At 60.9% G+C, this 22,666-nt stretch carries 17 protein-coding genes; 6 read left to right on the top strand and 11 right to left on the bottom strand.

Going from position 1 to position 22,666, the window contains the following annotated elements; translation table 11 throughout:
• Window positions 1–16 precede the first annotated feature (16 nt).
• Window positions 17–841, top strand: a complete 825-nt coding sequence (gene dapD, locus NR795_RS19265; RefSeq protein ID WP_042390607.1) for a 2,3,4,5-tetrahydropyridine-2,6-dicarboxylate N-succinyltransferase — start codon at window positions 17–19, stop codon at window positions 839–841.
• Window positions 842–950: 109 nt separating this feature from the next.
• Window positions 951–1,340 carry a DUF3461 family protein gene (locus tag NR795_RS19260; protein ID WP_042390605.1) on the top strand — a complete coding sequence of 130 codons (390 nt, stop codon included), beginning with the start codon at window positions 951–953 and terminating at the stop codon, window positions 1,338–1,340.
• Window positions 1,341–1,435: 95 nt separating this feature from the next.
• Here the strand turns inward: NR795_RS19260 and cdaR are convergent, their stop codons facing one another.
• From cdaR to dgt, 3 genes are all read right to left on the bottom strand, one after another.
• Window positions 1,436–2,593: a DNA-binding transcriptional regulator CdaR gene (gene cdaR / locus NR795_RS19255; RefSeq protein ID WP_042390603.1), complete on the bottom strand. Its 1,158-nt coding sequence runs from the start codon at window positions 2,591–2,593 to the stop codon at window positions 1,436–1,438.
• Between the two features lie 156 nt (window positions 2,594–2,749).
• Window positions 2,750–4,180: a serine endoprotease DegP gene (gene degP, locus NR795_RS19250; protein ID WP_144817699.1), complete on the bottom strand. Its 1,431-nt coding sequence runs from the start codon at window positions 4,178–4,180 to the stop codon at window positions 2,750–2,752.
• A gap of 136 nt (window positions 4,181–4,316) precedes the next feature.
• A complete protein-coding gene (gene dgt / locus NR795_RS19245) occupies window positions 4,317–5,831 on the bottom strand; it encodes a dGTPase (protein WP_257759070.1) in 1,515 nt (504 codons plus the stop codon).
• An 82-nt stretch (window positions 5,832–5,913) separates the two neighbouring features.
• On the opposite strand from dgt, the gene mtnN reads away from it, so the two are divergent.
• The 3 genes from mtnN to NR795_RS19230 are packed head-to-tail and all read left to right on the top strand — an operon-like array spanning window position 5,914 to window position 8,045.
• On the top strand, window positions 5,914–6,612 hold the full coding sequence (gene mtnN, locus NR795_RS19240) for a 5'-methylthioadenosine/S-adenosylhomocysteine nucleosidase (protein WP_144817697.1): 699 nt from the start codon (window positions 5,914–5,916) through the stop codon (window positions 6,610–6,612).
• Window positions 6,605–7,408, top strand: a complete 804-nt coding sequence (gene btuF / locus NR795_RS19235; protein WP_257759068.1) for a vitamin B12 ABC transporter substrate-binding protein BtuF — start codon at window positions 6,605–6,607, stop codon at window positions 7,406–7,408. Before mtnN ends, btuF begins: the two co-directional genes overlap by 8 nt.
• A 13-nt stretch (window positions 7,409–7,421) precedes the next feature.
• Entirely contained in the window at window positions 7,422–8,045 is a 624-nt protein-coding gene (locus NR795_RS19230) for a TRIC cation channel family protein (protein WP_144817695.1), read from the top strand.
• A gap of 49 nt (window positions 8,046–8,094) precedes the next feature.
• On the opposite strand, the gene erpA is transcribed toward NR795_RS19230, so the two are convergent.
• Together erpA and clcA are read right to left on the bottom strand one after the other, a co-directional pair.
• Window positions 8,095–8,439, bottom strand: coding sequence for an iron-sulfur cluster insertion protein ErpA (erpA, locus tag NR795_RS19225; protein WP_144817694.1), 345 nt, complete (start codon window positions 8,437–8,439; stop codon window positions 8,095–8,097).
• A gap of 81 nt (window positions 8,440–8,520) precedes the next feature.
• Window positions 8,521–9,927 carry a H(+)/Cl(-) exchange transporter ClcA gene (gene clcA, locus NR795_RS19220; protein WP_257759067.1) on the bottom strand — a complete coding sequence of 469 codons (1,407 nt, stop codon included), beginning with the start codon at window positions 9,925–9,927 and terminating at the stop codon, window positions 8,521–8,523.
• Between the two features lie 100 nt (window positions 9,928–10,027).
• On the opposite strand from clcA, the gene hemL reads away from it, so the two are divergent.
• Entirely contained in the window at window positions 10,028–11,308 is a 1,281-nt protein-coding gene (hemL, locus tag NR795_RS19215) for a glutamate-1-semialdehyde 2,1-aminomutase (protein ID WP_257759066.1), read from the top strand.
• A gap of 87 nt (window positions 11,309–11,395) precedes the next feature.
• On the opposite strand, the gene fhuB is transcribed toward hemL, so the two are convergent.
• From fhuB to hrpB, 6 genes are all read right to left on the bottom strand, one after another.
• Window positions 11,396–13,378, bottom strand: coding sequence for a Fe(3+)-hydroxamate ABC transporter permease FhuB (gene fhuB, locus NR795_RS19210; protein WP_257759065.1), 1,983 nt, complete (start codon window positions 13,376–13,378; stop codon window positions 11,396–11,398).
• The gene (fhuD, locus tag NR795_RS19205; protein WP_257759064.1) at window positions 13,375–14,265 is read right to left on the bottom strand and encodes a Fe(3+)-hydroxamate ABC transporter substrate-binding protein FhuD; all 891 of its coding nucleotides are present in this window, start codon (window positions 14,263–14,265) and stop codon (window positions 13,375–13,377) included. Before fhuD ends, fhuB begins: the two co-directional genes overlap by 4 nt.
• Window positions 14,265–15,062, bottom strand: coding sequence for a Fe3+-hydroxamate ABC transporter ATP-binding protein FhuC (gene fhuC / locus NR795_RS19200; protein WP_238083193.1), 798 nt, complete (start codon window positions 15,060–15,062; stop codon window positions 14,265–14,267). The genes fhuD and fhuC overlap by 1 nt, the downstream gene beginning before the upstream one ends.
• A gap of 56 nt (window positions 15,063–15,118) precedes the next feature.
• Window positions 15,119–17,311: a ferrichrome porin FhuA gene (fhuA, locus tag NR795_RS19195; RefSeq protein ID WP_257759063.1), complete on the bottom strand. Its 2,193-nt coding sequence runs from the start codon at window positions 17,309–17,311 to the stop codon at window positions 15,119–15,121.
• Window positions 17,312–17,550: 239 nt separating this feature from the next.
• Window positions 17,551–20,109 carry a bifunctional glycosyl transferase/transpeptidase gene (gene mrcB / locus NR795_RS19190; protein WP_257759061.1) on the bottom strand — a complete coding sequence of 853 codons (2,559 nt, stop codon included), beginning with the start codon at window positions 20,107–20,109 and terminating at the stop codon, window positions 17,551–17,553.
• A 99-nt stretch (window positions 20,110–20,208) separates the two neighbouring features.
• Window positions 20,209–22,638 carry an ATP-dependent helicase HrpB gene (gene hrpB / locus NR795_RS19185; RefSeq protein ID WP_257759060.1) on the bottom strand — a complete coding sequence of 810 codons (2,430 nt, stop codon included), beginning with the start codon at window positions 22,636–22,638 and terminating at the stop codon, window positions 20,209–20,211.
• Between the last annotated feature and the right edge of the window lie 28 nt (window positions 22,639–22,666).

Genomic DNA, 22,666 nt, shown 5'->3' with positions numbered 1-22,666 from the left:
TGGAAAGAGTTTAACAATGCAGCAGTTACAGAACGTTATTGAGTCCGCTTTTGAGCGTCGCGCCGAGATCACCCCGGCGAATGTGGATACCGTGACCCGTGAAGCGGTAAACCAGGTGATTTCCCTGCTGGACTCCGGCGCGCTGCGCGTCGCCGAGAAGATCGACGGCCAGTGGGTAACGCATCAATGGCTGAAGAAAGCGGTGCTGCTCTCTTTCCGTATCAACGATAATCAGGTTATCGACGGAGCCGAAAGCCGCTACTTCGATAAGGTGCCGATGAAGTTCGCCAACTACGACGAAGCGCGCTTCCAGAAAGAGGGCTTCCGCGTAGTGCCTCCGGCAGCCGTGCGCCAGGGCGCGTTTATTGCCCGCAATACCGTGCTGATGCCCTCCTACGTTAACATCGGTGCTTACGTTGACGAAGGCACTATGGTCGATACCTGGGCTACCGTTGGCTCCTGTGCGCAGATCGGTAAAAACGTTCACCTCTCCGGCGGCGTGGGCATTGGCGGCGTTCTTGAGCCGCTGCAGGCAAATCCAACCATCATCGAAGACAACTGCTTCATCGGTGCGCGCTCAGAAGTCGTTGAGGGCGTGATCGTTGAAGAGGGTTCAGTGATCTCCATGGGCGTTTACATCGGCCAGAGCACCCGTATTTACGATCGTGAAACCGGTGAAGTGCACTACGGTCGCGTTCCGGCGGGCTCGGTGGTGGTCTCCGGCAACCTGCCATCAAAAGATGGCAAATACAGCCTCTACTGCGCGGTTATCGTGAAAAAGGTCGATGCGAAGACGCGCGGCAAAGTTGGTATTAACGAACTGTTGCGTACCATCGACTAATGCGCGATAAAAAAGCGGGGGCTACCCCGCTTTTTTTACATTTGCTGGTGGCCAAAATAGAATTTTTCGTTAATTATTCATAGGTTATGTTGAGCTTAAGGGTACCGCTATGTACGATAATCTGAAAAGTTTAGGCATTACCAATCCGGATGAAATCGATCGCTATAGCCTTCGCCAGGAGGCCAATAACGATATTCTGAAAATCTATTTTCATAAGGACAGGGGCGAGTTTTTTGCTAAAAGCGTGAAGTTTAAGTATCCACGCCAGCGTAAAACCGTGGTCGCCGACGGCGTTGGCCAGGGCTACAAAGAGGTTCAGGAGATCAGCCCGAACCTGCGGTATGTGATCGACGAGCTGGATCAGATCTGCCAGCGCGATCGCAGCGAAATCGACCTGAAACGGAAGATCCTCGACGATCTTCGCCACCTTGAGAGCGTAGTGACCAACAAGATCAACGAGATCGAATCCGACCTTGAGAAGTTAACGCGTAATAAGTAGCGGTTATACGCCGGGCGGCGCTGCGCTTGCCCGGCCTACAATAGCTACAGGCACTTACCCGTAGGCCCGGTAAGCAAAGCGCCACCGGGCAAAAATCATCTTTGTTCGTCTAATTGCAACGCGACATAGAGCAGCAGCCTGTCGTCAAAATTCCCCAGATCCAGCCCGGTCAGCTCCGAGATACGGTTCAGGCGGTACTCAAGCGTATTGCGGTGAATAAACAGCGCCTTTGAGGTCGCCAGCGGCTGCACGTTGTGGCGAAACCATGCTGCCAGAGTTCGCCTGAGCAGGCCGTTATTATCCATCGCCTTCAGGCGGGTCAGCGGACGCGCCAGCTCGTTGGCCTGCCAGCCGCCGCGCAGGCTATCCAGCAGCACCGGCAGCATCAGATCCTGATAGAAGTAGCTCCGACTCTCCGGCATACGCTGCTTGCCCACCATCATGGTGGTACGCGCTGTACGGTAAGAGCGGGCAATGCTGCCAGGACCGGTAAAGTAGTTGCCCAGCGCGACGCGAAAGCGCAGCTGGCCGTTCTCTTTCATGCGGGCGATGAGCTGCTCTACGCGCTTGCGATGGTCTTCGGCATCCCAGCGGCCAAACGGATTGAGGGCGGGTTTCAGCACCACCATCTCGGTTAGGGAGACGATGGCAATCAGGTTGTTACGCTCCGGTGTGGTAAGCGCATTTTGCAGCTGCTGTAGCTCGGCCATGGCGCTGTCGACCCCTAGCTGACCGCTGTCGACCTCCACCACCGCCACCACGCGCGGCTGGTTCAAATCGATCCCCAGACGCTGCGCCCATTCGGTCAGGGCCGGCGTGTGCTCCTCGGCCTGGATCAGGTTCATCACCAGCTCCTCGCGCAGGCGGCTATCCTGGGCCAGGAGATGCATCAGGCGGGACTGCTCCAGCATCATCTCAGCGGTCATGCACACCAGTTCGCCATACTTACGCAGCGTCTCCGGCTCGCCGGTCAGGCCGATGACCCCGACAATCTCCCCCTCCAGGCGCAGCGGCAGGTTGATCCCCTGGCGTACGCCGTGCAGGTGACGAGCCACCGCGTCGTCGATATCCACCACGCGTCCCTGAGAGAGCACCAGCAGCGCACCTTCGTGCAATTCCCCAATACGCTCCCGATCGCCGCTGCCAATAATGCGCCCGCGCGCATCCATTACGTTGATGTTGGTATCGATTATGCGCATGGTGCGCGCAACGATATCCTGCGCCATTTTGGTATCAAGATGCCAGCCAGCCATGTAATCCCTCCCCTGAGCAGATCACAAGAATAAGGGAGTTGCCAGCGCGCTGCATTGTGCAAAAGCACAAAGCACGATGCGGAAGTGTGGAGTTGTGGAAAGCCTCACAGATTCTGTGAGGAGACCCCTTCCCCGAACGGAGAAGGGGTCATGCGATTACTGCATCAGCAGGTAGAGAGAGGTATCGCCACGCTGGATATTCAGCGCCAGCACTGACGGCTTGCTGTCGAGGATCTTACGCAGTTCGGCAATGTTCTTCACCGGCTGCTGGTTCGCGCCGATGATCACATCGCCTTTTTTCAGGCCGATGCGCGCCGCCGGGCTGTTCGCCTTCACGCTGCTGACGGTGACGCCCTGGTTCTGGCCCGCGTTGCTCATCTCTGCGCCTTCAATGCCGCTGAAGATGGTGCTGGAATCCACCTGGTTCTGGCTGCTCTGCTGCAGTTCAAGGCTAACGGTAACCGGCTTGCCTTCACGCAGCAGGCCCAGCGAGACTTTGCTGCCGATCGGCATCGAGCCCACTTCCGCCCGCAGGGCTGCGAAGCTGCTGATTGGCTTACCGTTCAGGGAGGTGATCACATCCCCTGCTTTGATGCCGGCTTTCGCCGCCGATGAGTTCGGCATCACCTGGCTAACAAAGGCCCCGCGCTGGGCGTCAACCTTCATGGCCTTCGCCAGCTCAGAGTTCAGCTCGGTACCGAGAATACCCAGCTCGCCACGGCGCACCTGGCCATACTGCACCATCTGCGCGGTGAGGTTTTTCACCATGTTGCTCGGGATCGCAAAGCCGATACCGATGTTGCCGCCGTCCGGGGCGAGGATCGCGGTGTTGATACCGATCAGCTCACCGTTGAGGTTCACCAGCGCGCCGCCGGAGTTACCGCGGTTGATCGCCGCATCGGTCTGGATAAAGTTCTCGTAGTTCTCGGCATTCAGGCCGCTACGGCCCAGCGCCGAGACGATGCCCGAGGTGACCGTCTCACCGAGGCCAAACGGGTTACCGATGGCCACCGTGTAGTCACCCACGCGCAGGGCATCGGAGTCGGCGAGCTTAATGGCGGTCAGGTTTTTCGGATCCTGAATCTGCACCAGAGCCAGATCGGAGCGCGGATCTTTACCCACCACTTTGGCGTCAAATTTACGCCCATCGCCCAGCTGGACCTTAATCGTGCTGGCATTATCGACCACGTGGTTGTTGGTCACGACATAGCCTTTCGCCGCATCAATAATGACGCCGGAGCCCAGCGCCATAAATTTCTGCTGCTGGCCACCGTCGTCAGCGCCACCCTGCCCGCCCTGACAGAAAGGCGAGCTCTGGAACGGAGAGCCCTCCTGGCAGAACGGTGAGTTTTCGCCAAAGAACTGCTGGAAGTTACGCCCCATGCGCGGGGTATTTACCGTGGTGCTGCCTTCAACGTTGATGCTCACTACCGACGGCATCACCTTTTCCAGCATCGGTGCCAGGCTTGGCATCTGCTGTGATGGCGGGATCGCTGAGGCGGTTTCGGCCGCTGATACGGACAGCGGGGACAGGGCTAAACCTAAACTCAGAGCCAGGGCACTCATTGCTAATGTGGTTTTTTTCATGTCGCTTAATCTCTATTTACTGATAACGCAAAACAGCGTGTAAGTATCGATAAGAGTCAATTTATAGCGCGAAGTTCCGGTATAACGTGTTGTTAAAAGTAAAAATTTATTGAGCGCCTTTACAATCGCTCAGATATTATTCAACCGCCATCAGCCGTCGGTACTCGTCCCAGGCATAGAGATCGGTCATGCCGCTGATATAGTCCTGAATAAGACGACAGCGGTAATAATATTCCAGCACCGGAAAGTCTGTTTCATCACGCGCTAGTTTACTTACGGCTTCTACATAGGCCAGGCGGTGACGTCCTGAGAGCTTATGAAACAGGCGGGTTTCGATGGGGAAACGCTTCACCCGCTCTTTTTCCGCCAGCTCGGTAAAGTCCGCCAGCGTCATCTGCAACAGCGGACGATAAATATCCAGCAGCCCGCTGATGACGCGATAGCCTTGCAGCTCCAGCTGTTCAACATCGGGGTGACAGAAGACATTTTCAACCGCGACGCTCTTATACAATTCAAGCAGTTGGCTGTAGCCGCTGTCGTCTTCTAACAGAGCATGGTTAAATTCGCCGGAGAAGATCTGCGGTAAATTATCAATAAAGCGCTGGGCGGCGTAGGGCACCAGCTTATTTAAGGTGTTGACCCGCAGATACATAAAGAACTGATCTTCCGCGCTGCGGCTGAGGGAGTTAGCCCGAGATTTATCCCAGGCATTCTCTACCACCTGAGAAAATAGCGATCCCTTTTCGTGCGGGCCCCAGGCGTTATAGAGATGCTGATAGAGCTGCTCCACGGTAAATATGTTTTTCTCTACCGCATCTTCCAGATCGGCGACGCAGTAGGAGATATCGTCTGCCGCCTCCATCACCCACGTCAGTGGAAAACGGCTGTAAGTATCCAGATCCAGCTCTTTACGCAGCCGCGCCACGTACTCCTCTTCAGAGAAGTAGTAGCCCGGTTTTTTCATTAAATAGCTGTGGCTGGCGGGTGGCTCGCCCCGCCACCAGGCCGGACGGGTATATTTCAGGATGCAGCCGACCTGCGCCCAGGTAAGATTCATGCGCATCAGGGAGTGCACCAGCCGGATCCCCTGGGCGTTGCCCTCGAAGTGGCAGAGATCCTGGCGTACCTTGCGCCGCAGCTCGTTGGCCGCCTCCTCGCCGTCGCGCAGGCGCAGGGAGACCACCTCGCAGCGGTCGCCGGTCAACGGCTGGCTGGCGGCATCCTGCGGGTGCAGGCGCTGGCGAAACCAGTCGTTAATCGCCGCCTCGCCAAAGTGGCCGAACGGCGGGTTGCCGATGTCGTGCATCAGGCAGGCCATCTCAACGATGCTCTCAAAGGGGCCGGTCAGCTCGTCGAGCCCGTAGCGTTCCAGCAGCCTCATCTCCTTCAGGCGGCTAAGGATCTCCTTGGCGATATAGCGCCCTACCTGCTGCACCTCCAGCGAGTGGGTCAGACGGGTACGCACCGCCGCGTTGCGCTCCAGCGGGAAGACCTGGGTCTTCTGTTGCAGGCGGCGAATAGCGGCGGAGTTGACGATCCGGCCGCGATCGCTCTCGAAGATGCGTAACACTTCGCGTTCGGTTTTCACGCCCTGGGGTGACCGGTAGCGGCGATGCCAGTTAATCTTATTGCGGAAATCGATCTGTGCCATATCCTCTCCCCCTGAGCAATGCGCTTCCCCTTAAGCGCATGATAGACTATGCCCTCAAATCTGGCTTATCGCGAGTAAATCTATGAAAATCGGCATCATTGGTGCAATGGAAGAAGAGGTTGCGCTCCTGCGCGACAAAATCGAAAACCGTCAGACCCACAGCGTGGGCGGCAGCGAAATTTACACCGGCCAGCTGCACGGCGTTGACGTTGCGCTGCTGAAATCGGGCATTGGTAAAGTGGCAGCGGCAATGGGCGCAGCCCTGCTGCTGGAGCGCTGCCAGCCGGATGCCATTATCAACACCGGCTCCGCCGGCGGCCTCGCCCCGACGCTGAACGTGGGCGACATCGTGGTCTCCGACGAAGCGCGCTACCACGATGCCGACGTAACGGCATTTGGCTACGAGTACGGCCAGCTGCCAGGCTGCCCGGCGGGTTTCAAGGCCGACGAGAAGCTGATTGCCGTCGCAAAAGCCTGCATCGCTGAGCATAACCTCAACGCCGCCAGCGGGCTGATCGTCAGCGGCGACGCCTTTATCAACGGTGCTGCTGGTCTGGAAAAGATCCGCAGCCACTTCCCGCAGGCCGTGGCCGTTGAGATGGAAGCGACCGCTATCGCTCACGTCTGCCATAGCTTCGGCGTGCCCTTCGTGGTGGTTCGCGCCATCTCTGACGTGGCCGATCGTGAATCGCACCTGAGCTTTGACGAGTTCCTGGCGGTGGCGGCGAAGCAGTCCAGCCTGATGGTTGAAACCCTCGTGCAGAAGCTGGCACGTGGCTAACCGCTGCGTTAGGGCGCTGGTCGCCCTGCTGCTGCTGCTGGCGGCGGGGTCGGCGCTGGCCGCCCCCCGCGTAGTGACCCTCTCCCCGGCCAATACTGAGCTTGCCTTCGCGGCGGGGATCGCGCCGGTCGGGGTGAGCAGCTTCTCTGACTACCCGCCCGCGGCAGAGAAGATCGAGCAGGTGGCCAGCTTTCAGGGGATCAACCTTGAGCGCATCGTCGCACTTAAACCGGATCTGGTGCTGGCCTGGCGCGGCGGCAACGCCGAGCGGCAGGTCAACCAGCTAGCGGGCCTCGGCATCAAGGTGCTGTGGATCGACGCCCAGACCGTGGCGCAGATCGCGGCAGCGCTGCGCCAGCTGGCCCCCTATAGCCCTGTCCCTGAGCAAGCTAACCACGCCGCCGACGCGCTGCTGGCCGACTACGCCGAGCTAAAGGCGCGCTACGCCAGCGCCACGCCCAGACGAGTATTTATGCAGTTTGGCAGCACCCCGCTCTTCACCAGCGGCAAAGGTTCAATTCAGAACGAGGTGCTGGAGCTGTGCGGAGGCGAAAATATTTTTGCTGCCAGCCGGGTACCCTGGCCGCAGGTGAGCCGTGAGCAGGTACTGGCCCGCCAGCCCGAGGCGATTGTTTTTGCAGGAAATGCTACTCAGGCCGCAGAGGTGGCGCAATTCTGGGATAAACAGCTCAAAATTCCACTTATTGTCCTCAATAGCGACTGGTTTGAACGCGCAAGCCCGCGTATTATCCTCGCCGCAAAACAACTCTGTACCGCGCTGGCGGCAGTGAAATAATCGAGGATAAGCAATGCTCGTCTACTGGCTGGATATCATCGGCACGGCCGTTTTCGCCATCTCCGGCGTTCTTCTGGCTGGAAAGCTGCGTATGGATCCCTTCGGCGTGCTGGTGTTAGGGGTAGTGACTGCCATCGGCGGCGGCACGATCCGCGATATGGCGCTCGCCCATGGGCCAGTATTCTGGGTTAAAGATCCCACCGACCTGGTGGTGGCGATGGTCACCTGCCTGCTGACGATCGTGCTGGTGCGCCAGCCGCGCAGGCTGCCAAAGTGGATCCTACCGGTGCTGGACGCCGTCGGACTGGCGGTGTTTGTTGGTATCGGCGTAAACAAGGCTTTTCTGGCGGAAACCGGGCCGATGGTGGCGATCTGCATGGGGGTGCTGACCGGCGTCGGCGGGGGGATCATTCGCGACGTGCTGGCGCGGGAGATACCAATGATCCTACGCACTGAGATCTACGCCACCGCCTGCATTATCGGCGGCATCGTCCACGCTACGGCGTTCTATACCTTTGCCGTACCGCTGGAGAGCGCCAGTATGCTAGGGATGGTGGTCACGCTGGTGATTCGCCTGGCGGCGATACGCTGGCACCTGAAGCTGCCTACCTTTGCGCTGGATGAGCCGGGACGGTAGAGGGGTTTTGCCCGGTGGCGCTGCGCTTACCGGGCCTACAAAACATGCTTTAGATGCTGAACGAGGAGCCACACCCGCAGGTGCTTTTGGCGTTCGGGTTGGTGACCACAAAGCGAGAACCTTCCAGCCCTTCGGTGTAGTCTACCGCGCCGCCAACCAGGTATTGCAGGCTCATCGGATCGACAACCAGCCCAACGCCCTGCTTCTCAATGGTCATGTCGCCATCGTTGATCTGATCGTCAAAGGTAAAACCGTACTGGAAGCCGCTGCAACCGCCGCCGGTAATGTAGACGCGCAGTTTCAGGTTCGGATTCTCTTCATCCGCGATCAGGCTTTTTACTTTACTTGCTGCTGCTTCAGTAAATTGCAGAGGCAGCGCTACGTCATCACTCATTTTAAACTCCCATTGATACGGCGATGCGGACGTTAACCCGCCCGATCTTTGTGAATATTATCCATTACCCTGGTAAATCGTTCAAGTATTCTCCTGGCGAGGCTTGCCGTCGGGATCGCCTCCCTGCCTCGCCAGCGTGCGGGCAAGGATCGTGGAGTAGAGCGGCTTACCGCCTAAAAACTGTGCCAGTAGCGTGGCACCGAGGCAGGTAATAATCATTGGCAAAATGAGCTGATAATTGTCAGTCATTTCCAAAACCAGCACGATACCGGTCAGCGGCGCGCGCACCGAGGCGGCCAGCAGCGCCCCCATCCCGGCAATGGCAAAGGTGCCCGCCTCAAGATGGTAGAGTGGAAAAATCTCCGCGCAGGCCATGCCGAACGCCGTACCCAGCAGCGTGCCCAGCGCCAGCATCGGGGCGAAGATGCCTCCCGGCGCGCCGGACGAGAAGCAGAGCAGCGTGGTGATCACCCGCGCCACAAAGATAAACAGCAGCATTCCGGCGGTGTAGTTGCCCGCTGCCGCAATAGGGATCAGCGTAAAGCCGCCCCCGGAGATCTCAGGCACGATTAGCCCCAGCACGCCGCACAGGCCGCCAATGGCCCCGCCAATCAGCACCCATTTGCCAATCTGTCCGCCGTGCAGGCGGCCAAAGAGATCCTGGGTACGCAGGATCAGGGTGTTAAATAGCGGGCCGATGCAGCCAAAGATCATCCCCAGCACCAGGTAGAGCCAGAGCGTGTTGATCGGCGCGTTGGTCAGCTTGCCTACGTCGATCACCGCCGCCTCGCCGTTAAAGTAGCGAAACACTACGCTCGACATAATTACGCCGGTAAAGACCGCCTTAATCGAGATGAGGTTGTAGCGAAACTGCGGTCGCATCTCCTCGATGATAAACAGGATCCCGGCCAGCGGGGCGTTAAAGGCCGCCGACAGCCCCGCCGCCGCACCGGTGGCCAGCAGGGTGTGCCGCGCCTCGGTGCCGCGCATGCGGAAGATATCCAGCACCATGCGGCCCACGTTGCCCCCGAGCTGAACCGTCGGCCCTTCGCGGCCGAGCACCATGCCCGCGCCTAACGTGCCCATGCCGCCAATGAACTTAACCGGCAGAACGCGCCACCAGCGTACCGGACGCAGCTCCTCCAGCGCGCCCTCGATCTCGGGAATACCCGAGCCGCCCGCCTCCGGGGCGAAACGGCGTACCAGAAAGTAACCCACCATCGCCAGCAGCGCCGAGAGCACAAAGACCAGGGGCCACATCAGCCAGGCGGCGTCATCAGCGAACTGCGTCACCGTGCCGAGTCGCCAGAGGCTGACCGCATTCACCGCCTTCTCAAAGGCGACGCCGACCCCGCCCGCGAGGGTTCCCACCAGCGCAGCCATCAGTAAAATCGCCAGCGGCGTTTTATCTCGCTGCAGCAAACGGAGGATCCGCCGCGTTCGCATCGCATTGGTTTTTATTTTCATAGCCGAAAATGAATTAGTCATACAATTAGGGCAGGTAGTTTACCTGGGCGATCCTTTTATAACAAACGCGGAATACCTTAGAATAGTCTTCTTACCTTCTCTACCAACCAGGAACGAATCCATGAGTAAGTCAGAAAACCTCTACAGCGCGGCACGCGAGCTTATCCCCGGCGGCGTCAACTCGCCGGTCCGCGCCTTCAGCGGCGTTGGCGGCACGCCGCTGTTTATCGAGCGCGCTGACGGAGCTTACCTCTATGATGCGGACGGTAAGGCCTATGTCGACTACGTCGGCTCCTGGGGTCCGATGGTGCTGGGCCATAACCACCCGGCGATCCGCAACGCGGTGATCGAAGCGGCGGAGCGCGGCCTGAGCTTTGGCGCGCCCACCGAGATGGAAGTGAAGATGGCGGCGCTGGTGACCGAGCTGGTTCCGACCATGGATATGGTGCGGATGGTGAACTCCGGTACCGAGGCGACCATGAGCGCCATTCGCCTGGCGCGTGGCTTTACCGGCCGCGACAAGATTATTAAGTTCGAGGGGTGCTACCACGGCCACGCCGACTGTCTGCTGGTGAAAGCGGGCTCTGGCGCGCTCACCCTCGGTCAACCCAACTCCCCGGGCGTGCCGGCAGATTTCGCTAAGCACACCCTGACCTGCACCTATAACGATCTGGCCTCGGTGCGCGAAGCCTTTGAGCAGTATCCGCAGGAGATCGCCTGCATCATCGTCGAGCCGGTGGCGGGCAACATGAACTGCGTCCCGCCGCAGCCGGCGTTCCTGCCGGGCCTGCGTGCGCTGTGCGATGAGTTTGGCGCGCTGCTGATCATTGACGAAGTCATGACCGGCTTCCGCGTCGCACTGGCAGGCGCACAGGCGCACTACAACGTGGTGCCGGATCTGACCTGCCTCGGCAAAATCATCGGCGGCGGGATGCCGGTAGGTGCATTTGGTGGCCGTCGCGACGTGATGGACGCCCTGGCCCCCACCGGGCCGGTTTATCAGGCAGGCACCCTCTCAGGTAACCCGATTGCGATGGCGGCGGGCTATGCCTGCTTAACCGAGGTGTCCCAGCCGGGGGTGCATGAAACCCTGACGGATCTGACCACTCGCCTCGCCAACGGCCTGCTGGACGCGGCACAGGATGCGGGGATCCCGCTGGTGGTGAATCACGTCGGCGGTATGTTCGGCATCTTCTTTACCGATGCCGAGACCGTGAACTGCTATCAGGACGTGGTGAAATGCGACGTGGAACGCTTCAAGCGCTTCTTCCACCTGATGCTGGATGAGGGGATCTACCTGGCCCCGTCGGCGTTCGAAGCGGGCTTTATGTCCATTGCCCACAGCGACGAGGATATCAACAAAACCCTCGACGCCGCGCGCAAGGCGTTTGCCCAGCTGTAACCCTACCGTTAATTGCCGGGTGGCGGCTTCGCCTGACCCGGCCTACGGACTCTGTAGCCCCGGTAAGCGTAGCGCCACCGGGGAAAACTATCGGCTCTGCTTACGCAGAAGGTAGATAAAGTACGGCGCGCCGATAAAGGTCGACAGCAGCCCGGCGGGGATCTGATACGGGAACATCACCATCCGTCCACACCAGTCGGCAAACACCAGCATCACCCCACCGATCAACCCCGAGATCACCATGTGCGGCACTGTCCGCCGGAAACCCATCATCCGCGCAATGTGCGGGGCCATCAGGCCGATAAAGCTCAGCGGGCCAATGGTCATCGTCGCCGTGGCGGTCAAGCAGGCAGCCAGCAGCAGGAGTCCGATACGCGACGGCGTCAGCGCCATCCCTACCGAACGGGCGGTATCGCCGCCCAGCGGCAGAATGGTTAGCCAGCGGCGGCAGAGCGGCACGAGCGCCAGCAGGATCACCATCACGATGGCCGAGCGAACCACCTGCTCGCCGGTGGCGCTATAGGTCGAGCCGGAGATCCAGGTGAGGATCTGCGCCATACGCGGATCGCCGCTTGCCTGGAGCATCATCAGCAGCATGGTGAACGCGGTGCTAAGCGCCATCCCGGCCAGCAGCATTCGGTGCGGAGAGAAACCGCCCCGCCCTGCCGCGATCAGGATAATCAGCAGGGTCACCGCCGCCCCGAGGCTCCCGGCTGGCAGCAGCCAGCCAAAGGCGTTCCCCGGCACAAAGAAGAGCATCAGCACGATACCAAAGGCCGCGCCGGAGCTGATCCCCAACACTTCCGGGCTGGCCATCGGGTTGCCGGTCAGGCGCTGAATAATGCAGCCCGCTACTGCCAGCATCACGCCTGCCACCAGCGCCGCCATGATGCGCGGCCAACGCCACTGCGCCAGGGCATCCAGCATCTCACCGCTGGCCCAGTGCCAGCCCTGGGCATCGCGGCCCAGCGCCAGGGCCGCCATCACCGTCAGCAGCAGTACGACGATGCCGCCCAGCGCCCAGCGCGGCAGGTGCTGGCGCTCAGTGGGAACATTGTCCCCGGCATTCATCTCCGGGGCGCTCATGCTCTTCAGGCGCGGCAGCAGCCACAGCAGCAGCGGCGCGCCAATCAGGGCCGTCACCGAGCCGGTGGAAACCTCCATCCAGACGCGGGTCAGCCAGAGGATCACCTGATCCGAAAGCCAGAGGATCAGCGCCCCGATCAGCGGAGCCAGCAGCAGACGAGAGAGGAGCCGACGCGCCCCCAGCATCTTCGCCAGCAGCGGTGCGAACAGGCCGATAAAGCCGATGATCCCCACCGCGTTAACCAGCAGCGCGCTGAGGATAATCGCCAGCAGCAGCGCGCCCAGCCGGGCCAGCGACAGCGCCAGGCCCAGGTTACGCGCTACGCCGTCGTCCAGCCCCATCAGGGTCAGCGGACGCAGCAGCAGCAGGGTCAGCATCGCCCCGCCCAGCAGCTGAGGCCAGAGGCGCTCTACCCCACTCCAGTCGGTCTGGGTCAGGGTGCCGGTGCTCCACATAAACATGCTTTGCAGCTGCTCATGATGGAAAAGCACCAGCAGCTGGTTCACCGCTCCGCAGTAGAGGCTTACCACCAGCCCAGCGAGGATCAGCGTCACCGGCGACAGGCGTTTGCCCCAGGCAACGCCAAAGACCAGCGCGCCCACGGCGCAGGCGCCAAGCAGGGCGGCAAACTGCGAGGCCGCCACGCCGGGGATCGCCCACAGGGTGGTGACGGTAATGCCCAGCTGCGCACCGGTAGAGACCCCCAGCGTGGTCGGCTCTGCCAGCGGGTTACGCAATACCTGCTGGAACAGCACGCCCACCAGCCCCAGTCCGGCCCCAACCAGCAGGGAGATCGCCAGCCGGGGAAGCAGGCTGTAGTGGAAAATCATCTGGGTAATGGCATCCACATCCGGGTGCCAGATCGCCTGCGACCATTGGTTACGCGGCAGCGCCTGGGAGAGGTTCATCCAGGTCAGCCAGGCGGCGGCGATAAACAGGATCGCCAGCAGCAGCGCGGGAAGCGGCGCGATACGCTTGCTCATGCTTTACCTCCCAGGGCGTTATCCAGAACACGGACAAAGTGCATCACCGACAGCGTCGCTCCGTAGAACCACACCGCCGGCACGCGCTGGAAGCGCCCTGCACGGACAAACGGCATCGCCTGCCACAGCGGGGTTGCCATCAGGCGCTGCATATCCTGCTCGTTGCCGTGATCGAAGCAGATCACGTCTGCGTCTTTATAGACTGCCAGCCGGTCAATGCTCACCGTGGTGCTGCCCCAGAAGGTAGTTTCCCCCTGCCAGGCATTGCGGATCCCAAATTCATCCAGCGTCTCCTGGAACAGGCAGTTCGAGGCAAAGACCAGCATATGCTGCGCGTCAAGCAGGGTGACCATCAGCAACGGCCTGTCGCCGCGGCGGGCAAAGCGCGGCTTCATGGCGGCGATAAAGGCATCGAAGCTATCGAGATGCGTGCGGGCAGCGGACTCAAGGTTGAGCAGCTGGGCCATCTCATTCATCGAGTTGCGCGCCATGGTCAGCGGCTTCTTGCCGTCGCTGAAGTTGAAGCCCTGGCCGGGGGCAATCCGCGCCAGCACCTCTGCCGAGGGGCCGTAGCCTGCCGACCAGACCAGGTACGAGGGCTGCATCTGGGTAAGCAGCTCAAGGTTGGGTTCGGTGCGCAGACCGACATCGATTGTCGAGGCGGGCAGCTTGGGTTCGTTGACCCAGGTGTTGTAACTATTGACGTCGGCAACGCCGTAGGGGGCAACGCCCATCGCCAGCAGCAGCTCTACCGGCAGCCACTCCAGCGCCACGATGCGATTGATGTCGATGGTTGCTGCTCGTGCGGTTCCCGCCCGCCACAGCAGCGGCGAGAGGGCCATCGCGGTCAGCAGACGGCGGCGGCTAATCATTGCTAAGCCCGCCATCAGTAGACAAAGCTCACCGGTGCCGCCCCTGCCGGGTGGGGCAGGATGCCCATCGGAATGCCGTAGATCTGCTCCAGGGTCTGGGCCTGCATCAGCGATTCCGGCGTCCCCTCGGCAATCTTCTCGCCGCCGCGCAGCGCCACCAGGTAGTCGCAGTAGCGCGCCGCCATATTGATATCGTGGAGAACGGCGATCACCGTCAGCCCACGCTGCTGACTCAGGCGGTGGATCAGCGCCAGGACATCCACCTGATGGGCGATATCCAGCGCCGAGGTCGGCTCATCCAGCAGCAGGCAGCGGCTATCCTGCGCCACCAGCATGGCGATCCACGCCCGCTGGCGCTCGCCGCCGGAGAGGCTATCCACCAGCCGGTGGGCCAGCGGTTTCAGTCCCACAAGGTTAATCGCCTCCTCTACCTTCTCCCGGTCGGCCACGCCAAAACGTCCCAGCGCCCCGTGCCATGGGTAGCGTCCTATCGCCACCAGCTCGCGCACCGTCATCCCCTCCGCCTGCGGCAGCTGCTGCGGCAGATAGGCGACCCGGCGGGCAAAGGCTTTGCTGTTCCAGCTCGCCAGCGGCTGACCGTCCAGCAGAATATCGCCCTCGGACGGCGGCTGATGACGACCCAGCATCTTCAACAGCGTTGATTTACCCGAGCCGTTGTGGCCGATAAGCCCCGTGACCTTGCCTGCCGGAAAGGTGAGCGATAGCGGATGCAGCAGCGTGCGTCCGGGCACATGAAAGGAGACATCAGAGAGCTGAAAGGTGGTATCGGGAAGCGTATTGTTTTCCTGCATGGGACCAACTTATCAATAAAAAAGGGCACGATTAACCGTGCCCTGAGAGGAGGAGATTAGAAGCTGAAGCTGGCGGTAGCCACAACCTGGCGATCGGCACCCCAGTAGCACGCGTAGTCGCGGTAGCAGCTGGAGACGTATTCCCGGTTAAACAGGTTATTGACCTTCACGCCGACGGAGGAGCCCGGCATGCCGACGCGCGCCAGATCGTATTTCACCGTCGCATCCACCAGCGTGTAGCTGCCGACGTTGAAGGTGCCGTTGACGTTCTCACCGGTGGTGTAGAAGCTGGAGGTATCGCCCACGTAGCGAGCGCCCGCGCCCAGCGTCAGGCCGCTCAGCGCCGTCTCGTGGAAGGTGTAGTCCGCCCACAGGGAGGCCATGTTACGCGGCACTTCTACAGGACGTTTGCCCTCGTAGAGCGTATCGTCGGTGTACTCAGCATCGGTGTAGCTGTAGGCCGCCGTCAGGTTTATATTGCTGGTCAGCGCCGCTTTTGCTTCCAGTTCAAAGCCGCGGGAGCGGATCTCTCCGCCCTGCACGCTGAAGGCGCTATCAGACGGATCTGCCGTCAGGTTTTTGTCTTTGGTCAGCTGGAATACCGCCGCCGTGACGGTGACCGGCAACTCTTTCGGCACATACTTCACGCCCGCTTCATACTGCTTGCCGCGTGACGGATCGAACGGTTTGCCCTGCTTCGTTGACCCGGAGACCGGCTCAAAGGATTCGCTGTAGCTAAAGTACGGCGCGACGCCGTTATCAAACACATAGTTCAACCCACCGCGCCAGGTGAATTGCTGGTCGTTGATCTCGCTCAGCGAGCCGCTGGAGCGGGTATAGGTCGAGGTTTTCGCGAAGTCGTAGCGGCCGCCGAGGGTCAGCACCCAGTGGTTCCACTCGGCCTGATCCTGTGCGTACAGCCCGGTCTGTTCCTGACGGTTGATCACCGCATACGGGAAGTTAACGTTGACGTTAGCGTTGCCGTACTGCGGATTGACCATGTCTATCGGGTTGGCCGTGCCGTAGTCGGCGTTGATGTCGTTGCGCATGCGCAGGTAGTCAACCCCGGTCAGCAGGGTGTGATCCACCGCGCCGGTGGCAAAGGCAGACTGCAGCTGAGTATCGACGGTGAAGGAGTTCAGGTCTTCATCGGAGCGAACAAAGGCGCGGTTGATTTGCGTCGGTGCCGTAAAGCCGTTGCCGTAGACCGAAGTATAGAGCGTGTGCAGACGGGTATAGCGCAGGTTCTGGCGCACCGTGAAGGTGTCGTCGAAGGCGTGCGCGAAGCTGTAGCCAATCTGCTGCTGGCGGCGGGACATGCGGTTGTCCTGCTCGCCTTCGTTGAAGTCGGTATCCAGCTTATGGGATTTACCGTTGGCGTCGGTGTACGGCACCACGGTGCCCACGCGCGGCAGCCAACCGTAGTAGCCCGCATCCGGATCGCTCTGGAAGTTGCTCAGGAAGGTGAAGTCGGTTTTATCATCCGGACGCCAGCTAAAGGCGGGCGCGATGGCATAGCGGGTCGATTTAACCATGGTCTGCTGGGCATCTTCACTGCGGCCCAGGCCGGTAAGGCGGTAGGAGAACACGCCGTCATCGTCGATGGCATCGCTGAAGTCGAAGCCGGTCTGGTAGAGGTTATCGGTCCCCATCTGGAACTCAACCTCTTTCAGCGGCTCGGTAGTCGGACGCTTGCTGACCATAGAGACGATGCCGCCAGGGTTGCTCTTACCGTAGAGCACCGAGGTCGGGCCGCGCATCAGTTCGATACGCTCAAGGAAGTAGGGATCCATGGAGGATTCAGAGTAGTTATCCCCCTGAAGTTTCAAGCCGTCGAGATACTGGTTGGTGTTCGCGCCGGTCGAGGCGGTGAAACCACGGATGGAGATCACATCGAGAGTTTCTGAGCTGCCGCGGGTAGCGAATACGCCCGGCGTATAGTTCAGCGCCTCTTTCACCGTGGAGGGATCCTTCATATCCATCTCTTCACGGGTGACCACCGAGATAGACTGCGGCGTTTTCTCGATTGGGGTATCGGTTTTGGTCGCCGTTGCCGTGCGCTTGGCGGCGATGGTCGGTGCCGGGCCCCAGGCACTCTCCTGCTCAGCGGCAGCAGTGGTAACGGTGATGGTATCTTCTTTTGGAGCTGCCTGTGCGGCAAAGGAGATGCTGCCTACCGCAGTGGCAACGACCACGGCAATTTTACGCAGCGAAAGGTTGACCGGCTGAGCAGTTTCAGAACGCGCCATGGTGCTTCTCTCTGGATAATGGAATGATAACGTAAACGATAATTATTATTATGACCGCAGCATAATATGCCAGGCTCCGCGGAGATAGCAAGAGTTATGCGCCCCTACGACAATTAAGGGATTAAGGAATAACCAGACGGATAACAGGGTGTTACAGAGGGGTTAAATGAGGTTAAAACTGAACAGGTGTAGGCCGGGCAAGCGGAGCGCCGCCCGGCGCTATTTACTCTTAAGGCAACTTAGTTACCAAACATATCTTTGATCCAGCCCGCAACGCCGTCGCTCTTCTCCTGCTGCTGCGGCTGTTGTTGTTGCTGCTGCTGAGGCTGCTGTTGCGGCTGCGGTGACGACTGCTCAAACGGATTACCGCTCTGCTGTTGCTGTTGCTGCTGGAGCAGCATCTCGCTCTGCTGGCACAGGGCATCCGGATTCGATGTCCACACCGGCAGCGAGCGCACACCACCACCGCAGAGGAAGTTACCGCCCTCGTCCACGCCCATGTTGACGATATCCTCCGGCGGAGTCAGATCCAGCGGGATCGGCGACTGGTTCGCCAGATAGCGCTGGTAGATTGCCATCGCCCCGCTAGCACCGTACAGCTTGGTCGGCTGGTTGTTATCGCGTCCTACCCAGGTAATGGTCACCTCACGGCCGTCGATCCCGGCGAACCAGGTATCGACGTTGTTGTTGGTGGTCCCGGTTTTCCCCGCCAGATGCAGGCCCGGATACTTCGCCCCCAGCTGTCGGCCGGTGCCGCGCTGGATAACCTGCTGCATAGTCCACAGGGTCATGTATGCCGCCTGAGCAGGCACCGCACGCTCTGCCTGCGGGAAGCTCTGGTAGAGCACCGTGCCGTCTTCTGCGATCACCGAGCGCAGCGCGGAAAGCGTCGCACGGTTACCGCCGCTGGCGATGGTCTGGAACGCCTGCGCCACCTCAACCGGGGTCAGGTTCAGTGCCCCCAGCAGCATTGCCGGAACCGGATGCAGCTGATCTTTCGGCACGCCCAGCTTGGTCCAGGTGTCGGTCACCGCTGGCAGGCCCAGCGCCATCCCGAGGTTTACCGTCGGGACGTTCATTGAGCGGGTCAACGCATCTACCAGCATCACCTGGCCGCTAAAGCGGTGGTCATCGTTCTGCGGAGACCATACCTTGCCGTTAGGCTGAGGCAGAGAGATCGGCGCATCGGCAATCCACGTGTTCAGACGATACTGGTTCGGCTGACTTAGCGCGGTGAGATAGGTGGCCGGTTTTGCCAGCGAGCCGATGGAGCGCCGCGCCTGCATGGCACGGTTGTAGCCCGCAAACTGCGGCGTCGCCCCGCCCACCATGGCGCGAACTTCGCCGCTGAAGCGGTCAACGACCACCATCGCCGTCTCCAGATCGCTCAGCTTACGCTGCTTGATCAGGGCCGGAATACCTTCCACGGCGGCTTTCTCCGCTGCGTCCTGCGCTACCGAGTCAAAGGTAGTAAAGATCTTCACGCCGGAGAGATCCTTAACTTTATCCCCCAGCTTCGCTTGCAGCTCCTGGCGCACCATCTGCATAAACGCCGGCTGCGGTGAGATCACCCCGCCACGCTTCTGCACCCCGAGCGGCCGGGCGCTGAGCATATCGTACAGCTCCTGGTCGATGACCTTCTGCTCCTGCAGCAGGCGCAGCACAAGGTTACGTCGCTCCAGCGCCAGCTTCGGATTACGCCACGGGTTGTAGATCGAAGCGCCTTTCACCATGCCCACCAGCAGCGCCTGCTGGTCAAGGCTCAGCTCCTCTACCGGACGGCCAAAGTAGTAAAGACTCGCCAGCGGGAAGCCGCGGATTTCGTTATCGCCGCTCTGACCGAGGTAGACCTCGTTCATATACAGCTCAAGAATACGATCCTTGCTGTAGCGGGCATCGACGATCAGCGCCATATAGGCTTCGTTCGCCTTACGCCAGTAGGAGCGCTCGCTGGAGAGGAACAGGTTTTTCACCAGCTGCTGGGTCAGGGTACTCGCCCCCTGCACCGTGCGTCCCGCCGTCAGGTTCGCCAGTACCGCACGCCCGATGGAGAAGAAGCTGATCCCATCATGCTCATAGAAGTGACGGTCTTCGGTCGCCAGCAGGGTATCCACCAGCAGATCCGGGAAACCGTTACGCGCCACGAACAGACGCTGCTCGCCGTTCGGCGAGGAGAGCATAGTGATCAGGCGCGGATCGAGACGGAAGAAACCGAACTGGCGGTTGTTCTCCATATTCTCGATGGTATCCAGGTGGTTATCGCTGAACGTCAGTCGAGCGCGGACCTGCCCCTCTTTACTGTCGGGGAAGTCAAACGGACGACGGATCATCTCGATGCTGTTGGCCTGCACGGTAAACTCGCCGGGACGGGTCATCGCCGTCACCTTGCGGTACTGGGTTGCCTCCAGCAGCTTCACCATCTCGTTCTTGCTGATCGGCATCTCGGGTTCGAGGTTGACCATCCGGCCATACACCGCCGCCGGCAGCTGCCAGACTTTGCCGTCGATGCGGCTGCGGATCTTCTGATCGAGATAGAGGCCGTAAATCGCAAACAGCACCAGCAGAACGATAAAGATCTTCACCAGCAGCCAGAACCAGCCGCGCTTACGTTTGCCGCCTTTTCCTTTGCCACTGCCGCTACCGCCGCCTTTACCACGGCGCGGCGCAGGTGCGTCGTCCTCATCATCATACGCATCGTCCATCTCTTCATCTCTGAGACGACGACGGCTTACCTTCTCTTTTACCGGACGCGCAGGTCTGCCTTTACGTCCAATAGGTTCGCGGTCATTCCCCGCCATGCTTACTCTCCGCTACATTATTTCAGGCGCAAGGGCCCGATTCTCTTTTCTTCTACCGGAGGGCAGAAGAAGAAATCTCTCAATTTCGCTTTCGCTAATTTACGAATATTTTTTAACCCGCCTTGTCGGCGCGGTATTCGCCGGATCGTCCGGCCAGACATGCTTCGGGTAGCGCCCCTTCATCTCTTTTTGCACTTCACGGTAAGCACCTGCCCAGAACGCGCTGAGATCGCGCGTGATCTGTAGCGGGCGCTGCGCCGGTGAGAGCAGCTCCAGCACCAGCGGCATCCGCCCCTCGGCAATAACCGGCGTGGCGGCCTCGCCAAACATCTCCTGCATCCGCACCGCCAGCACCGGCGGATTCTCTGCATGGTAGCGGATGGCAATCTGGCTTCCCGTCGGCACAGTGTAATGCCCAGGCAGCGCACTATCCAGCCGTTGACGCAGCGGCCACGGCAGTAAATGGTTGAGCGCGTGGATCAAATCCAGCGCTTTCAGCGCCCGCAGGGAGTGAACGCCCTGCATATCGGGAAGTAACCATAGCTCAAGCGTCGCTAAAAGCGAGGCATCATCCACCGCGGGCCACGCATATTCTGGCAGCCACTGTGCCGCACAGTGGAGGCGCAGGCGCAGCTGCTCCGCCGCCGGGGTCCAGTTCAGTACCTGGAGTCCCTTATCGCGAATGCCGTTCAGCATCGCCTGGTGCAGCTCCGTCTCTGACGGTTTCGCCAGCGGCCTGACGCTCACCGTCAGCTGGCCTATCTGGCTACGGCGCAGCGCTTTCAGCGTGCCGTGGGCGTCGTCCCACTCCACGGTATCGGCGTTGTGCAGCAGCCACGGCGCGGCGGTGATAAGTGACTCAATATTGACCGACACCGCCTGTAAAATGCGCGCGTCCGGCTGCTGGCTGCCCTGGAGCAGCAGCGGCGCAATCAGCCACTCGTGGCGGCCCATAGCGTCGTCTACGTCGAGCATCGCCCCCATGCCGTTCGCCAGCTGGTAGCGCCCCTCCTGACCGCGCCGACGGGCAATGCGGTCGGCAAAGCCACGTGCCAGCAGGGTTGGGATCAGATCGCTATCTTCCCTGCCCTCCCCACTGTTCAACCGCTTAAGCAGCTGACGGCTGCGCCGCTGCCAGTGCGGCTGGCTGCGGGAGAAGGCCACCCCGAGATCGATACTGCCGCCGCGCGGAGGCTCCTCCAGAATAGCAGCAAGCTTCGCCGCCGTGGCCGCCTCGTCAGCGGTCTCGGCACTCACCAGCATAGCCGAGAGGCGCGGCGTTACGCCCAGCCTCGCCATCTTCTGCCCGCGCGCCGTCAGTTGCCGGTTTTCCAACGCCCCGAGCTGCACCAGCAGGGTCTCAGCCGCCGCCAGGTTCACCGCTGGCGGCATGTCCAGCCAGCAGAGCTGGGCCGGATCGCGACAGCCCCACAGCACCAGCTCCAGCAACATGGCGCTGAGATCGCTTTGCAGGATCTCCGGCTCGCTCTGGGCCGTTGCCCGCTCCGCCTGCTCTTTCGCCAGCAGGTGCAGGCAGATGCCCGGCTCCAGCCGTCCGGCACGTCCGGCACGCTGGGTCATTGAGGCCTGGCTCACCCGCTGGGTCACCAGCCGCGTCAACCCGGTGCGGGCGTCGAAGCGGGCCACTCGCTCCTGGGCGCTGTCGATGACCAGCCGGATCCCCTCGATGGTCAAACTGGTCTCGGCGATGTTGGTGGCCAGCACCACTTTACGGGATCCTTCCGGCGCGGGCAGGATCGCCTTGCGCTGCTCGCTCAGGGGCAGCGCGCCGTAGAGCGGACAGAGCAGCACGTCGCTGCCGACGCGCTGGGCCAGCTGATCCTGTACCCGCTGGATCTCACCGACGCCGGGCAGGAAAAGCAGCAGCGAGCCGCGCTCGGCCCGTAACAGCTCGGCGGTCGCCGTGGCAACGGCCTCGTCAAAGCGGACGTGGCTGGGCAGCGGCTGGTAACGACGATCCACAGGGTACGCGCGCCCTTCCGAGGCGACAACCGGCGCGTCCGGCAGCAGTCGCTGGAGACGGTCGTTATCCAGCGTCGCCGACATAATAAGGAGCTTGAGATCGTCTCGCAGCCCCTGCTGCACGTCCAGCAGCAGGGCCAGAGCCAGATCGGCCTCCAGGCTGCGCTCGTGGAACTCATCGAGGATCACCAGGCCAACCCCGGCGAGCTCGGGATCGCGCTGGATCATGCGGGTCAGGATCCCCTCGGTCACGACCTCCAGACGCGTCGCTGCACCCACGCAGGTTTCACCGCGCATCCGGTAGCCTACCTTCTCGCCGGGCTTCTCCCCCAGCAGCTCCGCCAGCCGCTGGGCAACGTTGCGTGCCGCCAAACGACGCGGCTCCAGCAGCAAAATGCGCCCGGCGATATTACCCTCGGCAAGAATTTGCAGCGGCAGCCAGGTTGATTTACCCGCGCCGGTGGGGGCGTTGAGCAGGACCTGTGGCGCGTGGGCAAGCGCAGAGAGCAGTTCGGGCAGTACGGCAGCGACGGGCAGAGAAGACACGCATGGCTCCAGGGGGTTAACTTTCATT

This window comes from Pseudescherichia sp. L3, assembly GCF_024656065.1.
In the GTDB taxonomy this organism is placed as follows: domain Bacteria; phylum Pseudomonadota; class Gammaproteobacteria; order Enterobacterales; family Enterobacteriaceae; genus Pseudescherichia.
This window is presented reverse-complemented; position numbering and strand designations above follow the sequence as displayed.

Coding starts and splice junctions, on each gene's coding strand:
- clcA (WP_257759067.1), bottom strand. CDS start 9,927: ATGACTAATTCATTTTCGGCTATGAAAATAAAAACCAATGCGATGCGA.
- fhuD (WP_257759064.1), bottom strand. CDS start 14,265: ATGGCGGGCTTAGCAATGATTAGCCGCCGCCGTCTGCTGACCGCGATG.
- degP (WP_144817699.1), bottom strand. CDS start 4,180: ATGAAAAAAACCACATTAGCAATGAGTGCCCTGGCTCTGAGTTTAGGT.
- fhuC (WP_238083193.1), bottom strand. CDS start 15,062: ATGCAGGAAAACAATACGCTTCCCGATACCACCTTTCAGCTCTCTGAT.
- dapD (WP_042390607.1), top strand. CDS start 17: ATGCAGCAGTTACAGAACGTTATTGAGTCCGCTTTTGAGCGTCGCGCC.
- hemL (WP_257759066.1), top strand. CDS start 10,028: ATGAGTAAGTCAGAAAACCTCTACAGCGCGGCACGCGAGCTTATCCCC.
- cdaR (WP_042390603.1), bottom strand. CDS start 2,593: ATGGCTGGCTGGCATCTTGATACCAAAATGGCGCAGGATATCGTTGCG.
- NR795_RS19260 (WP_042390605.1), top strand. CDS start 951: ATGTACGATAATCTGAAAAGTTTAGGCATTACCAATCCGGATGAAATC.
- dgt (WP_257759070.1), bottom strand. CDS start 5,831: ATGGCACAGATCGATTTCCGCAATAAGATTAACTGGCATCGCCGCTAC.
- erpA (WP_144817694.1), bottom strand. CDS start 8,439: ATGAGTGATGACGTAGCGCTGCCTCTGCAATTTACTGAAGCAGCAGCA.
- mtnN (WP_144817697.1), top strand. CDS start 5,914: ATGAAAATCGGCATCATTGGTGCAATGGAAGAAGAGGTTGCGCTCCTG.
- NR795_RS19230 (WP_144817695.1), top strand. CDS start 7,422: ATGCTCGTCTACTGGCTGGATATCATCGGCACGGCCGTTTTCGCCATC.
- fhuA (WP_257759063.1), bottom strand. CDS start 17,311: ATGGCGCGTTCTGAAACTGCTCAGCCGGTCAACCTTTCGCTGCGTAAA.
- fhuB (WP_257759065.1), bottom strand. CDS start 13,378: ATGAGCAAGCGTATCGCGCCGCTTCCCGCGCTGCTGCTGGCGATCCTG.
- mrcB (WP_257759061.1), bottom strand. CDS start 20,109: ATGGCGGGGAATGACCGCGAACCTATTGGACGTAAAGGCAGACCTGCG.